Origin of the sequence: Halorhodospira halophila (assembly GCF_016653405.1) — a bacterium.
Classification (GTDB): domain Bacteria; phylum Pseudomonadota; class Gammaproteobacteria; order Nitrococcales; family Halorhodospiraceae; genus Halorhodospira; species Halorhodospira halophila_A.
Genome location: NZ_NHSN01000017.1, coordinates 64,581 through 78,794, shown reverse-complemented (window position 1 = coordinate 78,794; position 14,214 = coordinate 64,581). Strand labels below are relative to the sequence as shown.

Genomic DNA, 14,214 nt, shown 5'->3' with positions numbered 1-14,214 from the left:
CGGCAGCCTGAAGCGAGGATTCGCAGTGCCACACGACCTCCCCGACCGCCCACGACGCCACACCCTGAAGATGATGATCAGCGCATCCCTGATGCCCCTGGTGGGCATGTCGGCCACCCCGGTTGCCGGCGCCCGGGGCGGCGAGGTGGACCGGGACGGGAGGCCGCGTATCGGCCTGGCGCTCGGCAGCGGCGGGGCCCGCGGCCTCTCCCACCTGCTGGTCTTCGAGGCGCTCGAGGAGCTCGGGGTGCGTCCGCACCGGATCAGTGGCTGCAGCATCGGCGCCATCATGGGCGCGCTCTATGCCGCCGGGCTTAGCGCCGAGGAGATCCGAGCCGGAATCGATGAGCTCGTCGCCGATCAGGACGAGAACTGGCTGCAGACGCTGATGGGCGGCAAATGGCGGCAGTGGCTCGACTTCGTGCAGCCGTCGGATCGCGACGGCGGGCTTGTGGAGTCCGACGCCTTTATCGCCCACCTGCGCAAGGAGACGGGCGTGTCGCGCTTTGGCGAGCTGGAGATTCCGCTGCAGATTGTGGCCACCGACTACTGGAAGCGCGAGGCGGTGGTCTTCGATTCGGGTGCGTTGTGGCCGGCGGTCCAGGCGAGCATGGCCATGCCGGGGCTGTTCAGCCCGGTCTCCTATCAGGATCGGGTGCTGGTCGACGGCGGCCTGACCAATCCGGTGCCGTTCGACCTGCTCGCTAAGGATTGCGACGTGGTGGTGGCGGTCAATGTGCTCGGCACCCGTGAGGAGGGCAAGGACGAGGCACTGCGCAACCCGGCGTACCTGGACAACATCTTCAACACGTTCCAGGTCATGCAGTACTCCATCCTGCAGGAGAAGCGGCGGCGGGAGGAGCCCGATATCCTGATCAGCCCGGCGATCCGCGATATCCGCGTGCTCGACTTTCACAGGGTGGATACGATCCTTGAGCAGGCCCGCCCTGAGGTGGACATCCTCCGGGACGAGCTGCGTGAACGGCTGGCCGAGTGGTGAGCGGGATGATGGCGGAATGGTTTGCCAGCGGCCGCGTCATCGACGCCATCCTGGTGCTGATGCTCCTCGAGGGGGCCCTGCTTTACGCGCTCTACCGGCGCACCGGTCATGGCCTGGCGCCGGCAACCATCGTGACCACCCTGGCGGCCGGCGGCTTCCTGCTGCTGGCGCTGCGCGCCGCGCTGACCGGTGCCCCGTGGTACTGGGTCTCGGGGTGGTTGCTGGCTGGCCTGGCGGCCCACCTGGCGGATCTGTGGCAGCGTCTGGGCCGGTCCTGACTGTTACGCTTTGTAGGCGGCGAAGCAGCGCATGACCCCGCGCGCCCGTCGCGAGGTGCCGTCGATGCGGAACCCCGCCGCGCGCACGGCTGCCTCGGTATCCCGGTTGAGGTGGCAGCCGCCGCTGACGGCGGTCCACACCGGCTGGATGCGGTCCTGCACCCGGCCCGCCAGCCCCGGTGAGCGCACGTGCTCGAGCATTCGCAGCACCCCGTGATCGTCGAGGACCCGGCGGATCTCCCGCAGCCCCGCCGCGGTATCGCCGACGCTGCAGAAACTCAGGCTGGTGGTGACCGTGTCGAAGCTGCCGTCGGCGAAGGGCAGTGCCTCCGCGCGGCCAACGTACAGCGGGACCTGCGGCGCCCGGCGCCGGGCGCGGCGCAACGCGGCGGCGTCCGGATCCACTGCCCACACCGCGGTCTCGGCGGGATAGAGCGGTAGGGTCCGTCCCGTCCCGCAGCCTACCTCCAGGACACGGCCGCGGACCCCGTCGACGAGCGCCTCGCGCCAGCGGTGCATGCCTAAGCGTTCGCAGACGGCCATACCGGCGTCGTAGAGCCACGGGATGTGCTCGACGCCGCGCACCGGGGTCACTCGCGAAGCCAGCAGGCGGCTCGATGCTCCGGGCGGGGCCGGAAGTCCGGCGGCGGCGGATCGAGCTCGCACCGACCCGCCATGGCGTGCGGGCAGCGTGGGTGGTAACGGCATCCGGTGGGTGGCTGGATCAGGCTGGGCGCCTCGCCCCCGGGGACTGGGCGGGGGCGGCCGGCGTTGGCGGCATCGGGGTCGCCGAGGGCGCTGAGCAGGGCCTCGGTGTAGGGGTGCTGGGGCCGCTGCAACAGCGCGTCCACAGGGGCCTGCTCGACGATGCGTCCGCCGTACATCACCATCGCCCGGTCCACATAGTGGCGGACCGTCGAGAGGTCGTGGGTGATGTAAAGCAGGGCCAAGTCGTGCTCCTGTTGCACCCGGTGGAGCAGGTTGAGGATCTCCACCCGGACCGAGGCGTCGAGCATGGAGACGGGCTCGTCGGCGATGATCATCGCCGGCCGCAGCAGCAGTGCCCGGGCGATGACCACGCGCTGCTGCTGACCGCCGCTGAGTTGGTGGGGAAACTTGCCGGCCACCTCGGCCGCGGGGCTGAGGCCAACCTCTTCGAGGGCTGCCTCGATGCGCCGCCAGCGCTCGGCGCGCGGGCGGACGCCGTGGATAATCAGCGGCTCGGCCAGGATCCGCTGCACCTCCATGAACGGTGGCAGGGCCCCGTAGGGGTCCTGCTGGACGTAGCCGACCTGCGCGCGGTATGTCTTGAGGGCCGCGCCGTTGAGCTCACCCACCTCGGTACCGGCGAAACGCACCGAGCCGGCGGTCGGCCGGTGCAGCCCGAGCAGGGTGCGCGCCAGAGAGCTCTTGCCGCAGCCGCTCTCGCCGACCACCGCAATGGCCTCACCGGCGTCCAGGCTGAAGGCTACGCCGTCGACGGCGCGCACCGTGCCGGTCCGCAGGAACCCCCACTGACGCAGTTCGAAGTGGGTGTGCAGGCCGTCAACGCACAGCAGTGCCTCATCGGTGCTGCCGGTGGTGCGCGCCGCGATGGGTGAGTGCAAGCTCATGGTCCCCCTCCCGAGCGGTGGTGAAGCCAGCAGCGGACTCGGTGCCGGGTATCGTAGGCAACCTCGGGTGGTGGCTCGCTGCAGCGCTCATAGGCCTTCGGGCAGCGTTCGGCGAAGCGGCAGCCGGTCGGCGGCTCGAGCAGGCTCGGGGGGCGGCCCGGTATGGCGCGTGGCGGCTGCTCCTGGTGCAGCCGGGGCACCGAGTCCATCAGCAGCCGCGAGTAGGGGTGGGCGGGATGGCCGAAGAACGCCTCGGCGCTGGCGGTCTCCACCACCTGCCCGGCGTACATCAGCGCCACCCGGTCGGCCAGTTCGCTGGAGGTGGCGATATCGTGGGTGATCAGCACGAAGCTGACCCCGCGTTGGGCCTTGATGCGCTTGAGCACGTTCATGATGGATGCCTGGGTGAGCACGTCCAGCGCCGAGGTGGGCTCGTCGAGGACGACCAGGTCCGGTTCGGTCACCAGCGCCATGGCCAGCACCGCGCGCTGGCGCATGCCCCCCGAAAGCTCGTGGGGGTAGCGGCGCAGGAAATCCGTGGCGATGCCCACCTCCTCGAAGGCGGCGCCGGCGCGACGGTGTGCCTCCCGCCGGCCCAGCCGGTGGTGCACGCGCAGCGGTTCAGCCACCTGTTCCCCGACGCGCACCACCGGGTTGAGGGCGTTCATGGCCGCCTGCATGACCAGGGCGATGCGCACCCAACGCACTTCGCGGCGGAAGCGCTCCTCCGGAAGGCCGAGCACGTCGCGTCCGTCCAGGCGCATCTGGCCGCTGGGGGCATGGGCGTTGCGCGGCAGCGTGCGCAGCAGGGTACGCGCCAGCGAGCTCTTGCCGCAGCCGGACTCGCCGAGCACGGCCAGGGCCTCGTTGCGGCGCACCTCCAAGTTCACGCCGTCCACCGCCCACAGGGTGCCGCGCGCGGTGGCGTAGCCCAGGCGCAGGTTCTCGATCTCGAGCAGCGGGGCACCGGCCATCAGAGGTTCCTCAGCCGCGGGTTGAAGATCCGGTCCAGGGCGAAGCCGAGCATGGCAAAGCCGAGTCCGGTGAGCATCAGCAGCGTCGCCGGCGACAGCACCCAGTAGTAAAAGCCGTGGTAGAGCGCACTCTGGGCCTGGGCATCGTGCAGGACCTTGCCCCACGTCGGCAGCACCGGGTCACCCAGGCCGAGAACCGCCAACGACGCCTCCAGGAAGACGTAGGTGGGGATCAGGGTGACGAAGGTGGGGATGAGCACTGGCAGGATCCGCGGCACCATGTAGCGCAGGATGATCCGGCCGCCCCCGGCCCCATAGGCGCGCGCCGCCTCGATATAGGGCGCTTCACGGATGGGCAGCAGCATCGAGCGGTACATCTTGATCCCGGCGCTGAATATGCCCAGCACCACGACGACGCCGAGCATCAGCCAGATGCTGGTCGAATAGAGGGTGCCGATCATCACCAGGATCGGCAGCAGCGGCAGGATGATGTTCACCTCGGTGAGCCGCTGGATGGTGGCGTCCACCCAGCCCCCGTACCAGACCCCGGTGGCGGCGATGATCAGGGTGGTCACTGTGGTGCCCACGGCGGCGAGCAGTCCGAAGGCGAGGGCGACCGGCGTGCCCCAGAGCAGGGCTACGGCCAGGTCGCGGCGCTGGTGGTCGGTGCCGAAGGCGCCGTGGACCTGCCCGTAGACGACCAGCTCGGCGTGCAGCCGGGCGGACTCTTCGAAGTGCACCGTCTCGATAACCAGCTCGTAGGTGCCGGTGCGCACTGTCGGGTCCGGGGTTCCGGGCTCGGCGTCGGTGAACAGGCCGACCTGGGGCGCGCGGCCCAGCCGACTCTCCAGTTGCCGGTCCTGGGAGATGGAGAAGCGCTCCCGCTCCCCCACCCGGCGGGCGTCGATGGGGATCTCCTCGCCGTCCGGGGTGCGCCAGTGCACCCGCGTGAAGGGCTGGCCCTGCTCGAACTCCGCCTCGAGGAAGAGATTGATCTCCGAGGGGAAGCCGTCGTAGGGGAAGTCGACCTCCAGGGTGGTTGTCTCGAGCCGTGCTGCGCCCAGATCCTGGCGCTCGGTGGGCGCATCCTCGCTGGAGACGGTGATGGTGCGCGGGGCATCCCCGCCGAGAAGCCGGTCGGTCCACGCCGGGCTGGCGTTGACCGGCAGGTCCTGCCAGGCGTCGCCGCCGCGCCAGAGCTTCTGCGCCTCGGAGTAGGGGATGGCGGTCACGGCATAGATGGCCGTGGCGATCAGCATGGCGATGATCAGCAGCCCGGCCACGGCGGACGGGTAGCGTCGTACCTGGGTGAGCCCATCGCGCCAGCGGATCATCCCTGCCCCCCGTCGATGCGGACCCGCGGGTCCAGGATGGCGTAGAGGAAGTCCAGCAGGAACACGGTCACGGCCAGCAGGTAGGCAAAGATGACCACCGAGCCGATGATGACCGGCGTGTCACGGTGCCCGATGGCCTCGAAGAGTAGCGTGCCCAGGCCCGGCCAGTTGAAGACCTGTTCGAGAATGATCGCACCGCTCCATAGGCCGATGAGCATCAGCAGGAAGCTGGTGATGATCGGCGAAAGTGTCGGCCGGAGGATGTAGCGCTGCTCCACCAGGGCGTCGGGCAAACCCTTGGCACGGGCCATCTCCACATAATCCTCGCTGGAGTGGATGAGGAAGAACGTCCGCCACGAGTAGATCGATATGAAGATCTGGGCGATGAACATCGCCGCCACCGGTAGCGCCATGTGGCGGATCACGCTGGCTGCATAGGCCCACGGATCCTCCGGCGGCGGCACCGCCACCATGCCGCCGGACGGCAGCAGCGGGAAGATGAACGCAAGCAGCAGGATCAGGAAGATGCCGTAGAACCACGCCGGCGCCGCCGAGGTGGGTGCCAGGCCGATCACGGTCTGGTCCAGCCGGCTGCCGTAGCGTCGTGACAGCGACAGCGCGGCGAAGACCGAGACGAAAAACACCAGCAGGTTGGCGGTGCCGAAGAGCAGCAGCGTCGCCGGCAGGCGCTCGGCAATGATGTTGTAGACCTGCCGGGAACCGGCATCGCTGTGCATCTGCTCCGCCCGCCCCAGGTCGAGGGTCATGGCCGCGCGCAGGTAGTCGAAGCTGCGCACGATGAACGGCTCGTCCAGGCGCAGGCGCTCGACCTCTAGGTCGATCTGGCGCTGCATCAGTTCCTCGCGCTCCTCCGAGTCGAGGTCCTGGAAGGCCGGGTCTCCCCGGACCTGTTCGGCCACTTCGCCCTGGATCTGGGCCATGCGCAGCTCATCCACCTGCCCGCCCATGTTGGCGATGAGGATGGTCAGGTAGACACCGATCAGCACGGTCAGCAGCAGGGCGATGAGCCGCTTGGCGGTGAAAACCCCAAGATGACGGAGGTCGCGGAGCAAGGAGGCGGTGCGGCTGACGGGGGCGGCGCTGGCCACGGCTACTCCTCCTCCTGGCTGTCTGCTTCGGGGCCGCCGGCCGGTAGGGTGGCGAAGGCGTGGGTGGCGAATGCCGGCAGGGCCACGCTTCGTGAGGTGACGGCCAGTTCCATGCTGTTGGCTCCGGTGCCCAGCGTCTCCAGCGCCTCGGCGGGGACGCGGATGCGCCACTGTCCGTCGCCGTCCGGCTCGCTCTCGCCTTTCAGCGCCAGCCGGTCGTCCCGGTCGAAGAGGAGAAAGCGGGCGGTCTCGATCTCCTCGTCCGGGTAGGGTTCGCCGGCGTAGGTGATGCGGACCGTCAGCTCGAGATCCTCGCCGTGCTCGACCAGCAGCGGTCCGTCGATTTCCAGCTCCGGGATGCGCGGGTCGGTGAAGCGCAGCCACTTGTCGGCCGGATCCGGGTGATCCGGGTAGCGACGCAGCACGATGCTGCCCTCCACCGGGCGGACCGAGTGCAGGTAGAACGGCCCATCATCCACCCAGAAGTGGCCGCGTTCCTGCTGCCAGGTGTCGAGGGCGCGGTAGCGCTCGGCGGCCTCGCCCTCACGCAGCCATTCGCCAAGGGCCTGCTCGAAGGGCACCTGCTCGGCCTCAGCGGCAGCGCGCAGGTAGCCGCGGAGAACCTCCAGGCTCGGCCCCGAGACCAGGTTGAGCCACTCCACATCCATGCGGTCGGCCTTGCTCGAGGAGAAGGCGAGCTCGCCGCGGCGCTCGGCCTGGATGCCCAGGTTGACCACGTGCCAGGGCTGAGCGGCCGGGATGCGGGCGGCGACCAGGTTCTCGGCGTCCGGGTAGACCTGGTCGCTGTAGACCTCGACGGTCAGGGGGTCGGTATCGGTAATCCGCCAGCCGCGGAAGTTGCGTTGATAGACCTCGAACTCCGGCAGGTGGGAGGGATCGAACAGCGGGCTGTCCTCGTCGGCTCGGGCGAAGCTCAGGATCCAAGGCAGCACCACGTCGGCCACGGAGACCTGCGAGCCGTCGTGCCAGCGGCGCTCGAGGTAGTCGTCCTCGTAGTGGAGGACTACCCGCGAGCGGGCGGTCAGTCCATCCTCGTGGCGATCGTCCACGGTCAGGATGCGCTGCTCCTCCGGGTCCCAGTCGATCCAGGCGTCACCGGGGATCTCGATGGTCTCAGCGGTTTCCAGCGAGACCCAGTCCAGGGTGCGGTTGACCGGCGCGTCCTCAGTGACCGTGACCTCCGCCGAGTCGAGTCGCTGCGGCCAGTAGAGGCCGGTGAAGGGGTCGGGCAGCACCGCCGAGTCGGTCAACCCGCGCAGGATCATGCGGTCGAAGATCCAGTTGCTGCCGGCGACGTGGTTCCACGGTTCGGTGAGCATGCTCGGCGTGGCTGCCACCACGCGACCCCCCACGCGATCGCTGAAACGCAGGGTAAAGGGCCACAGCTGCGACCCGGAGAGCCCGCCGGCCAGGTCGCCGGCCACCTCAAGATCGGCGGCGTGGGGCCAGACACTGAGCTGATCCGCCAGCCAGATGCGCGCCGAGTTTTCCATCGCCAGGGTCAGGCCCTCCTCCATGAGTTCCTGGCGTTCCCCGACGCTGGTGTAGTCGCGGCGCTCCAGGCGCTCGGCGGCCTCGCTGAACGCCTCGGTGGGCTCATACGCCTGCCATAGCGGGTCGGGGCGGCCTCGGGGGGTGTAGTAGTAGTTGAAGTTGTCGCCGATGTCGCGGTTGATCACGGTCGAGACCCAGGCGCCGGTGTAGATGTGCCAGCGTCCGGCGGCCGGGTCGCCGGTCATCCAGATGCGGGAGGCCTCCTCGGCCGTGCGGTAGAGGCGCTCGACGGTGAAGCCGAGATCCTCCATCAGGTTGGCGATGTAGTCCCCGACCCGCTCACGGTTGTCCTCGGTGCGGATGAGCACGGTGAGGGTCACCGGCTCGTCGGCGTAATACCAGCGGCCCTCCCGGCGCTCGGCGCCGAGCGCCTCCATGGTTTCCGCGATGGTCGCCTCGGCGCGCTCCGGGTCATGGCGGTACTTGAGTTCCAGCGAGCGTGCGGTCTCCGCCAGCCGGGCGTAGTCGGGGAAGGCCGTGTTGATCGGCAGATAGCGGGGCACCGCAAGACCGCCGAAGAGTTCCTCGGCCACGTGGCGCCGGTCGATCAGGCGATTCAGCGCCTCGCGGATGCGCGGCTCGCGGAATGGATTGAGTCGCTGCTCGTCCTCGAAGGCGGCCGGGTTGAGGGTCAGCTCGATGGCCGTGCCGTGGGAAAGGAAGTGGTCGACCTGCTCCGAGTCCTGCGCCTGGCGGAAGATGGTGGCGCTATCGATACCCTGGGTGAATAGGTGGTGCGAGCCGTGCTCGATGAGCGCGGTGAGCCGGCCCGGGTCGGACTCCTCGGTGAAGATGATCTCATCGACTAGTGCACCGCGGCGTTCGGCCGGGTCGCCCGGTTCGCCCCGGTTGCTGGCGTCGGTGTCCGCGCCGCGCTGTTCGCCGATGATCAGCACGGTGGCGATTGCCCCGGCAATCAGGGCCAGCGCGGCCAGGGGGATATAGGAGCGCGGCGCCATGGGTCGAGCCTGTGAGTCCTCGCTGCGGGGTCGGTTTTTGACCGCAGCTCATGGTGCACCAAGCTTTGCGTGGGGTCCAACCTGCCCTTGGCCCGGGGCGCGCGCAATGCAGCGTGAGCCGGATCATTGTTGAACATAATGCTGCTCCCGTACGAAGCGCGCGGAGAACACGCAGAAAACGCCATGAGAGCTCCTAACATATTGGTTGTTATATGATTTGGGAGGCGGTGAAGCGCTGTTGTAAACTCGCTGAACTGGCCGTCAGAGGTGATAAAAAATGCAGGAATTCACGGCGTGGCGGGTCCCGGAATCCGGCAGGGAGGATCAGGGCGGGGTCGTGACCCTCGGTGCCGCCGATCTGCCCGCTGGCGATGTGCTGGTCCGGGTGGCGTACTCCTCCGTCAACTACAAGGATGCGCTGGCCCTGACCGGCCAGGGCAAGATCCTGCGCCGTTTCCCCATCACCCCGGGGATCGATGCCGCCGGCGTCGTGGTTGAGAGCGACAGCGACGATGTGAAAGTCGGGGCGCAGGTGCTGATCACCGGCTGCGGTCTGGGTGAGGTCCACGACGGCGGCTTCGCCGAGTACGTGCGGATCCCTGCCGACTGGGTCGTGCCGCTGCCCGGAGGGCTGACGCCCCGCCAGGCGATGGCACTCGGTACCGCCGGATTCACGGCGGCGCTGGCCCTGATTCGCATGGAGGCGGCCGGGCAGACCCCGGCGCTGGGCGATGTGCTCGTCACCGGGGCTTCGGGGGGCGTGGGCAGCATCGCCGTGGATCTGTTCAGCAACGCCGGTTACCGCGTGGTAGCGGTTTCCGGCAAGAAGGATGCGGCGTCATATCTCCACGCGCTGGGCGCCGCCGAGGTGGTGAGCCCGGAGGCGATCGGGCTCAGCGAGCGGCCGCTGGATCGCGCCCGCTTCGCCGGCGTGGTCGACAACGTTGGCGGTCCCCTGCTCGCCGGGCTGCTGCCCCAGGTCGAGGAGTACGGCAACGTCGCCTCCATCGGTCTGGCCGGGGGCGTGAAGCTCGAGACCACCGTCATGCCGTGGATCCTGCGCGGCGTGAGCATGCTCGGCGTCAGTTCCGCCAACTGCCCGCGCCCCCTGCGCCTGGAGAGCTGGCGGCGGCTCGGCGAAGACCTGCGTCCGCAGGACCCGGAAGGCTTCGTTACCCGCGAGGTGGAACTCGACGGGCTGCGCGATGCCGCCGAGGCGATGCTCGCCCGGCAGGTGACCGGCCGCACCCTGGTCCGCGTGGGCGGCGACGCCGTCGCCTGACCCGTCCGGCCCGCCCACCCGATCACGACACGGAGCGAACGAAAACATGACCGATCAGTCATCCGCGGGACGCCGCTTCCGCGACGCCGTTACGCAGGAACAACCGCTGCAGGTGGTCGGCGCCATCAACGCCTATTCGGCGCTGCTCGCCGAGCGGGCCGGGTTCCAGGCGCTGTACGTCTCCGGCGCCGGGGTGGCCAATGCCTCGTACGGCCTGCCGGATCTGGGGATCACCCAGCTGGCCGATGTGGTCGAGGACGTCCGGCGCATCACCGACGTGACCCGCGCGCCGGTGCTGGTGGATATCGACACCGGCTTTGGCGGTGCCTTCAGCGTCGCGCGGACTATCCGCGAGCTGACGCGCGCCGGGGCGGCCGCGGTGCACATCGAGGACCAGGTCCAGGCCAAGCGCTGCGGTCACCGCCCGGGCAAGGAGCTGGTCTCCACCGCCGAGATGGTCGATCGGGTCCGAGCGGCGGTGGACGCGCGGCCCGATCCGGAGCTGGTGGTCATGGCGCGCACCGACGCCCGCGCCTCGGAGGGTCTGGAGGCCGCCCTGGAGCGCGCCGAGGCGTACGTGGAGGCTGGTGCCGACATGGTCTTCGCCGAGGCCATGCACAGCCTTGAGGACATCCGCACCTTCACCGACCGGCTCTCGGTGCCGGTGCTGGCCAACATCACCGAGTTCGGCAAGACGCCGTACTTCACGGTGGCGCAGCTGCGCGAGGCGGGGGCGGGGCTCGTCCTCTATCCGCTTTCGGCCTTCCGGGCCATGAGCCGGGCCGCCGAGGAGGTCTACGGCGCCATTCGTGCCGAGGGAACCCAGGAGGGCATGCTCGATCGCATGCAGACGCGCGAAGAGCTCTACGAGGTGCTCGGCTACCACGACTATGAGCGCAAGCTCGATGAGCTCTTCGGGCGCGACGTACGAACAGGAGGAGAGAAGCGATGACGGGAAAGAAGACCGGTGCCGGGCTGCGTGGCCAATCCGCCGGGGAGACGGCGCTGTGCACGGTCGGCCAGGAGGGGACGGGCCTGACCTACCGCGGCTACGACGTCCGTGACCTGGCGGCACAGTGCGAGTTCGAGGAGGTGGCCTACCTGCTGCTCTACGGCGAACTCCCCGACCGCGCCCAGCTCGAGGCGTACAAGCGCCGCCTCTCCGGCATGCGCGAGCTGCCGCCGGCGGTCAAGGCGGTCCTTGAGCAGATCCCGCGGGATGCCCACCCCATGGATGTGATGCGCACTGGCTGTTCCATGCTCGGCACCCTGGAGACCGAGACCGATTTCTCGCAGCAGGCCGAGGTGGCGGACCGTCTGCTGGCGGTCTTCCCGTCGATCATCACCTACTGGTACCGATACAGCCACGAAGGTGTGCGCATCGATACCGACAGCGACGAGGACTCCATCGGCGCCCACTTCCTCTACCTGCTCCGCGGTGAGCGGCCCAACGCGCTGCACAAGAACGTCATGCACGTCTCGCTGATCCTCTATGCGGAGCACGAGTTCAACGCCTCCACCTTCGCTGCCCGGGTCTGCGCCTCGACGCTGTCGGACATGCACTCGGCCATCACGGGGGCAATCGGGACCCTGCGCGGCCCGCTCCACGGTGGCGCCAACGAGGCTGCCATGGAGATGCTCGAGCAGTGGTCTAGCCCGGAGGAGGCGCGACGCGAGCTGGCCGGAATGCTCGAGCGCAAGGAGAAAGTCATGGGCTTCGGCCATGCGGTCTACACCGAGGTCGACCCGCGCAACGCCGTGATCAAGGAGTGGTCCCGCGAGCTCGCCGCGGAGGTCGGTGACGAGACCCTGTTCCCGGTCTCCGAGGCCGTGGAGCAGTTGATGTGGGACGAGAAGGGGCTGTTCGCGAATGCCGACTTCTACCACGCCTCGGCCTACCGCTTCATGGGCATCCCCACCAAGCTGTTTACGCCGATCTTCGTGATGTCCCGGCACAGCGGCTGGGCGGCCCACGTCATGGAGCAGCGGGCCAAGAACCGCATCATCCGCCCCAGCGCCGATTACACCGGTCACCATCTGCGCACGGTGCCGCCGATCGACCAGCGCTGACGCGGTTCGCCCGCCAGCCAACACCGCCGCCGCAACGCCATCGCGCCCGGCGGCGGTGCCACGATCAACCTGCAACTGGTTCTTGAGGAAGCTTCCCATGTCCGGAGACATCCGCAGCGCCCAGCGCCCCGATCCCGATGCCGAGCTGGTGGCCATCGCCGACTACGTCAGCGCCACCGACATCGACTCCGCCGAGGCGTATCAGACTGCCCGGCACTGCCTGATGGACAGCCTCGCCTGCGCCATGATGGCGCTCGACTACCCGGCCTGCACCAAGCTGCTCGGACCGATCGTCCCCGGCGCCGAGATGCGCGACGGGGTGGTGGTGCCGGGCACCGCCTATCGCCTCGACCCGGTGCAGGGCGCGTTCAACATCGGCGCCCTGATCCGTTGGCTGGACTTCAACGACACCTGGCTGGCTGCCGAGTGGGGCCACCCCTCGGACAACCTCGGCGGCATCCTCGCCGCCGCCGACTACGAGAGCCGCCGGCGGCTCGCCCGGAGCGAGACGCCGCTGACCATGCGCGAGGTGCTCACCGCCGCCATCAAGGCCCATGAGATCCAGGGCGTGCTGGCGCTGGAGAACAGCTTCAACCGCGTCGGCCTCGACCACGTCCTGCTGGTACGGCTGGCCACCACGGCCGTGACCACCCGGCTGCTCGGCGGCAGCCGCGAGGATGTCATCAACGCCGTCTCCAACGCCTGGATCGACGGCGGGGCGCTGCGCACCTATCGCCACGCGCCGAATACCGGCTCGCGCAAGAGCTGGGCCGCCGGTGACGCCTCGGCGCGCGGCGTGCGGCTGGCGCTGATGAGCCTCACCGGCGAGATGGGCTACCCCTCCGCCCTCTCCGCCCAGGGGTGGGGCTTCCAGGACGTGCTCTTCCGCGGCGAGCCGATCCGTCGCTCCCAGGCCTACGCCAGCTACGTTATGGAGCACGTGCTGTTCAAGATCTCGTTCCCGGCCGAGTTCCACGCCCAGACCGCTGTCGAGGCTGCCCTGCAGCTCCATGCCCAGGTGGCGCCGCGACTTGACGAGGTCGACCGGGTCATCATCGAGACCCAGGAGGCTGGGGTGCGGATCATCGACAAGACTGGGCCGCTGAACAACCCCGCCGACCGCGACCACTGCCTGCAGTACATGGTTGCGGTCCCGCTGATCTTCGGCCGCCTCACCGCCGCCGACTACGAGGACGCCGTGGCCGCCGATTCGCGGCTCGACGCCCTGCGCGAGCGGATGGAGGTCACCGAGAACGAGGCGTTCTCGAGGGATTACATGGACCCCGACAAGCGCTCGATCGGCAACGCGGTGCAGGTTGTGTTCAAGGACGGCTCGAAGACCGAGCGCATCGCCGTGGAATACCCCATCGGCCACCGCCGTCGTCGCGATGAGGGCATCCCGGTGCTTGAGGAGAAGTTCCGCAACGCCGTATCGTCCCGCTTCGCGCCGCGGCAAGCTGGCGCGATTGAGGCTGCGCTCGGCGAGCAGCAGCGGCTGGAGCAGATGCCGGTCCACGAGTTCATGGACCTCTGGCGGGTCTGAGCCCGCTGCCGGCGCCACCCCGGCGGGCAGCCGCCCGCCGGGGGGTGGGTCAGATGTCGAAGAACCCGCCGAAGCCGTCGAACAGACCACCGTCGTCGCCGCCGACATCGCCCACGTCGCCCTCCATCGCGGCGGGGCTGAGGCCGAGATCCCCCGGGCTAAAGCCCATGTCCTCGGCAACGGCGGCAAAGGCCCGCTGCATCTCGGCGTTAAGGGTCATCCCGGCGAGCAGGGTGCCCAGATAGGCACCGCCGCCGACGGCCGCCGCCGTTCCGAGCAGTCCAGGTCCACGTCCGCCACGTCCCGCCCGGGCCTGGCTCGCCTCCAGCAGGTGTAGCCGGTTGATCAGCTCCTGATCGCCCGACTCCAGGATCCTGCGCCGCGCTTCTTCCGCTCTCTTTTGCCGCCGGTTCATCATCGACCTCCTGCGCTGTCCACGCGTGGGTCAGCTTTCAACATCTGAAGCTAGATGCACCG

13 protein-coding genes are annotated in these 14,214 nt (G+C 69.0%); 6 read left to right on the top strand and 7 right to left on the bottom strand.

All coding sequences use genetic code 11. The features are described from left to right. Positions 1-73 precede the first annotated feature (73 nt). Together CCR79_RS06290 and CCR79_RS06285 are read left to right on the top strand one after the other, a co-directional pair. Complete coding sequence (locus CCR79_RS06290) at positions 74-1,000, top strand: patatin-like phospholipase family protein (RefSeq protein WP_242510846.1); 927 nt, start codon at positions 74-76, stop codon at positions 998-1,000. An 8-nt stretch (positions 1,001-1,008) separates the two neighbouring features. Continuing rightward, positions 1,009-1,278 (top strand): hypothetical protein, encoded by a 270-nt coding sequence (locus CCR79_RS06285; RefSeq protein WP_201169961.1) that lies wholly within the window; start codon positions 1,009-1,011, stop codon positions 1,276-1,278. Positions 1,279-1,281: 3 nt separating this feature from the next. On the opposite strand, the gene CCR79_RS06280 is transcribed toward CCR79_RS06285, so the two are convergent. Genes CCR79_RS06280 through CCR79_RS06255 form a run of 6 tightly spaced genes read right to left on the bottom strand, consistent with a single transcriptional unit; the run spans position 1,282 to position 8,842 of the window. Then, positions 1,282-1,863, bottom strand: coding sequence for a methyltransferase domain-containing protein (locus tag CCR79_RS06280; protein ID WP_201170306.1), 582 nt, complete (start codon positions 1,861-1,863; stop codon positions 1,282-1,284). Positions 1,864-1,868: 5 nt separating this feature from the next. Further along, on the bottom strand, positions 1,869-2,891 hold the full coding sequence (locus tag CCR79_RS06275) for an ABC transporter ATP-binding protein (RefSeq protein ID WP_238634687.1): 1,023 nt from the start codon (positions 2,889-2,891) through the stop codon (positions 1,869-1,871). Next, positions 2,888-3,865 (bottom strand): ABC transporter ATP-binding protein, encoded by a 978-nt coding sequence (locus tag CCR79_RS06270; protein ID WP_201169959.1) that lies wholly within the window; start codon positions 3,863-3,865, stop codon positions 2,888-2,890. The genes CCR79_RS06275 and CCR79_RS06270 overlap by 4 nt, the downstream gene beginning before the upstream one ends. Continuing rightward, positions 3,865-5,199, bottom strand: a complete 1,335-nt coding sequence (locus CCR79_RS06265) for an ABC transporter permease (protein ID WP_201169957.1) — start codon at positions 5,197-5,199, stop codon at positions 3,865-3,867. The genes CCR79_RS06270 and CCR79_RS06265 overlap by 1 nt, the downstream gene beginning before the upstream one ends. Then, on the bottom strand, positions 5,196-6,308 hold the full coding sequence (locus CCR79_RS06260) for an ABC transporter permease subunit (protein ID WP_201169953.1): 1,113 nt from the start codon (positions 6,306-6,308) through the stop codon (positions 5,196-5,198). The genes CCR79_RS06265 and CCR79_RS06260 overlap by 4 nt, the downstream gene beginning before the upstream one ends. Before the next feature lie 2 nt (positions 6,309-6,310). Further along, a complete protein-coding gene (locus CCR79_RS06255) occupies positions 6,311-8,842 on the bottom strand; it encodes an ABC transporter substrate-binding protein (protein ID WP_201169950.1) in 2,532 nt (843 codons plus the stop codon). Positions 8,843-9,119: 277 nt separating this feature from the next. Here CCR79_RS06255 and CCR79_RS06250 point away from each other — a divergent pair, with 277 nt between their 5' ends. From CCR79_RS06250 to CCR79_RS06235, 4 genes are all read left to right on the top strand, one after another. Further along, positions 9,120-10,124: a YhdH/YhfP family quinone oxidoreductase gene (locus CCR79_RS06250; protein WP_201169948.1), complete on the top strand. Its 1,005-nt coding sequence runs from the start codon at positions 9,120-9,122 to the stop codon at positions 10,122-10,124. Between the two features lie 46 nt (positions 10,125-10,170). Next, complete coding sequence (prpB, locus tag CCR79_RS06245; RefSeq protein WP_201169946.1) at positions 10,171-11,076, top strand: methylisocitrate lyase; 906 nt, start codon at positions 10,171-10,173, stop codon at positions 11,074-11,076. Then, positions 11,073-12,194 (top strand): bifunctional 2-methylcitrate synthase/citrate synthase, encoded by a 1,122-nt coding sequence (prpC, locus tag CCR79_RS06240; protein ID WP_201169944.1) that lies wholly within the window; start codon positions 11,073-11,075, stop codon positions 12,192-12,194. Before prpB ends, prpC begins: the two co-directional genes overlap by 4 nt. Positions 12,195-12,291: 97 nt before the next feature. Next, positions 12,292-13,737, top strand: a complete 1,446-nt coding sequence (locus tag CCR79_RS06235) for a bifunctional 2-methylcitrate dehydratase/aconitate hydratase (protein WP_201169942.1) — start codon at positions 12,292-12,294, stop codon at positions 13,735-13,737. 49 nt (positions 13,738-13,786) lie between these two features. On the opposite strand, the gene CCR79_RS06230 is transcribed toward CCR79_RS06235, so the two are convergent. Further along, the gene (locus CCR79_RS06230; protein ID WP_201169940.1) at positions 13,787-14,152 is read right to left on the bottom strand and encodes a hypothetical protein; all 366 of its coding nucleotides are present in this window, start codon (positions 14,150-14,152) and stop codon (positions 13,787-13,789) included. Positions 14,153-14,214: the final 62 nt, after the last annotated feature.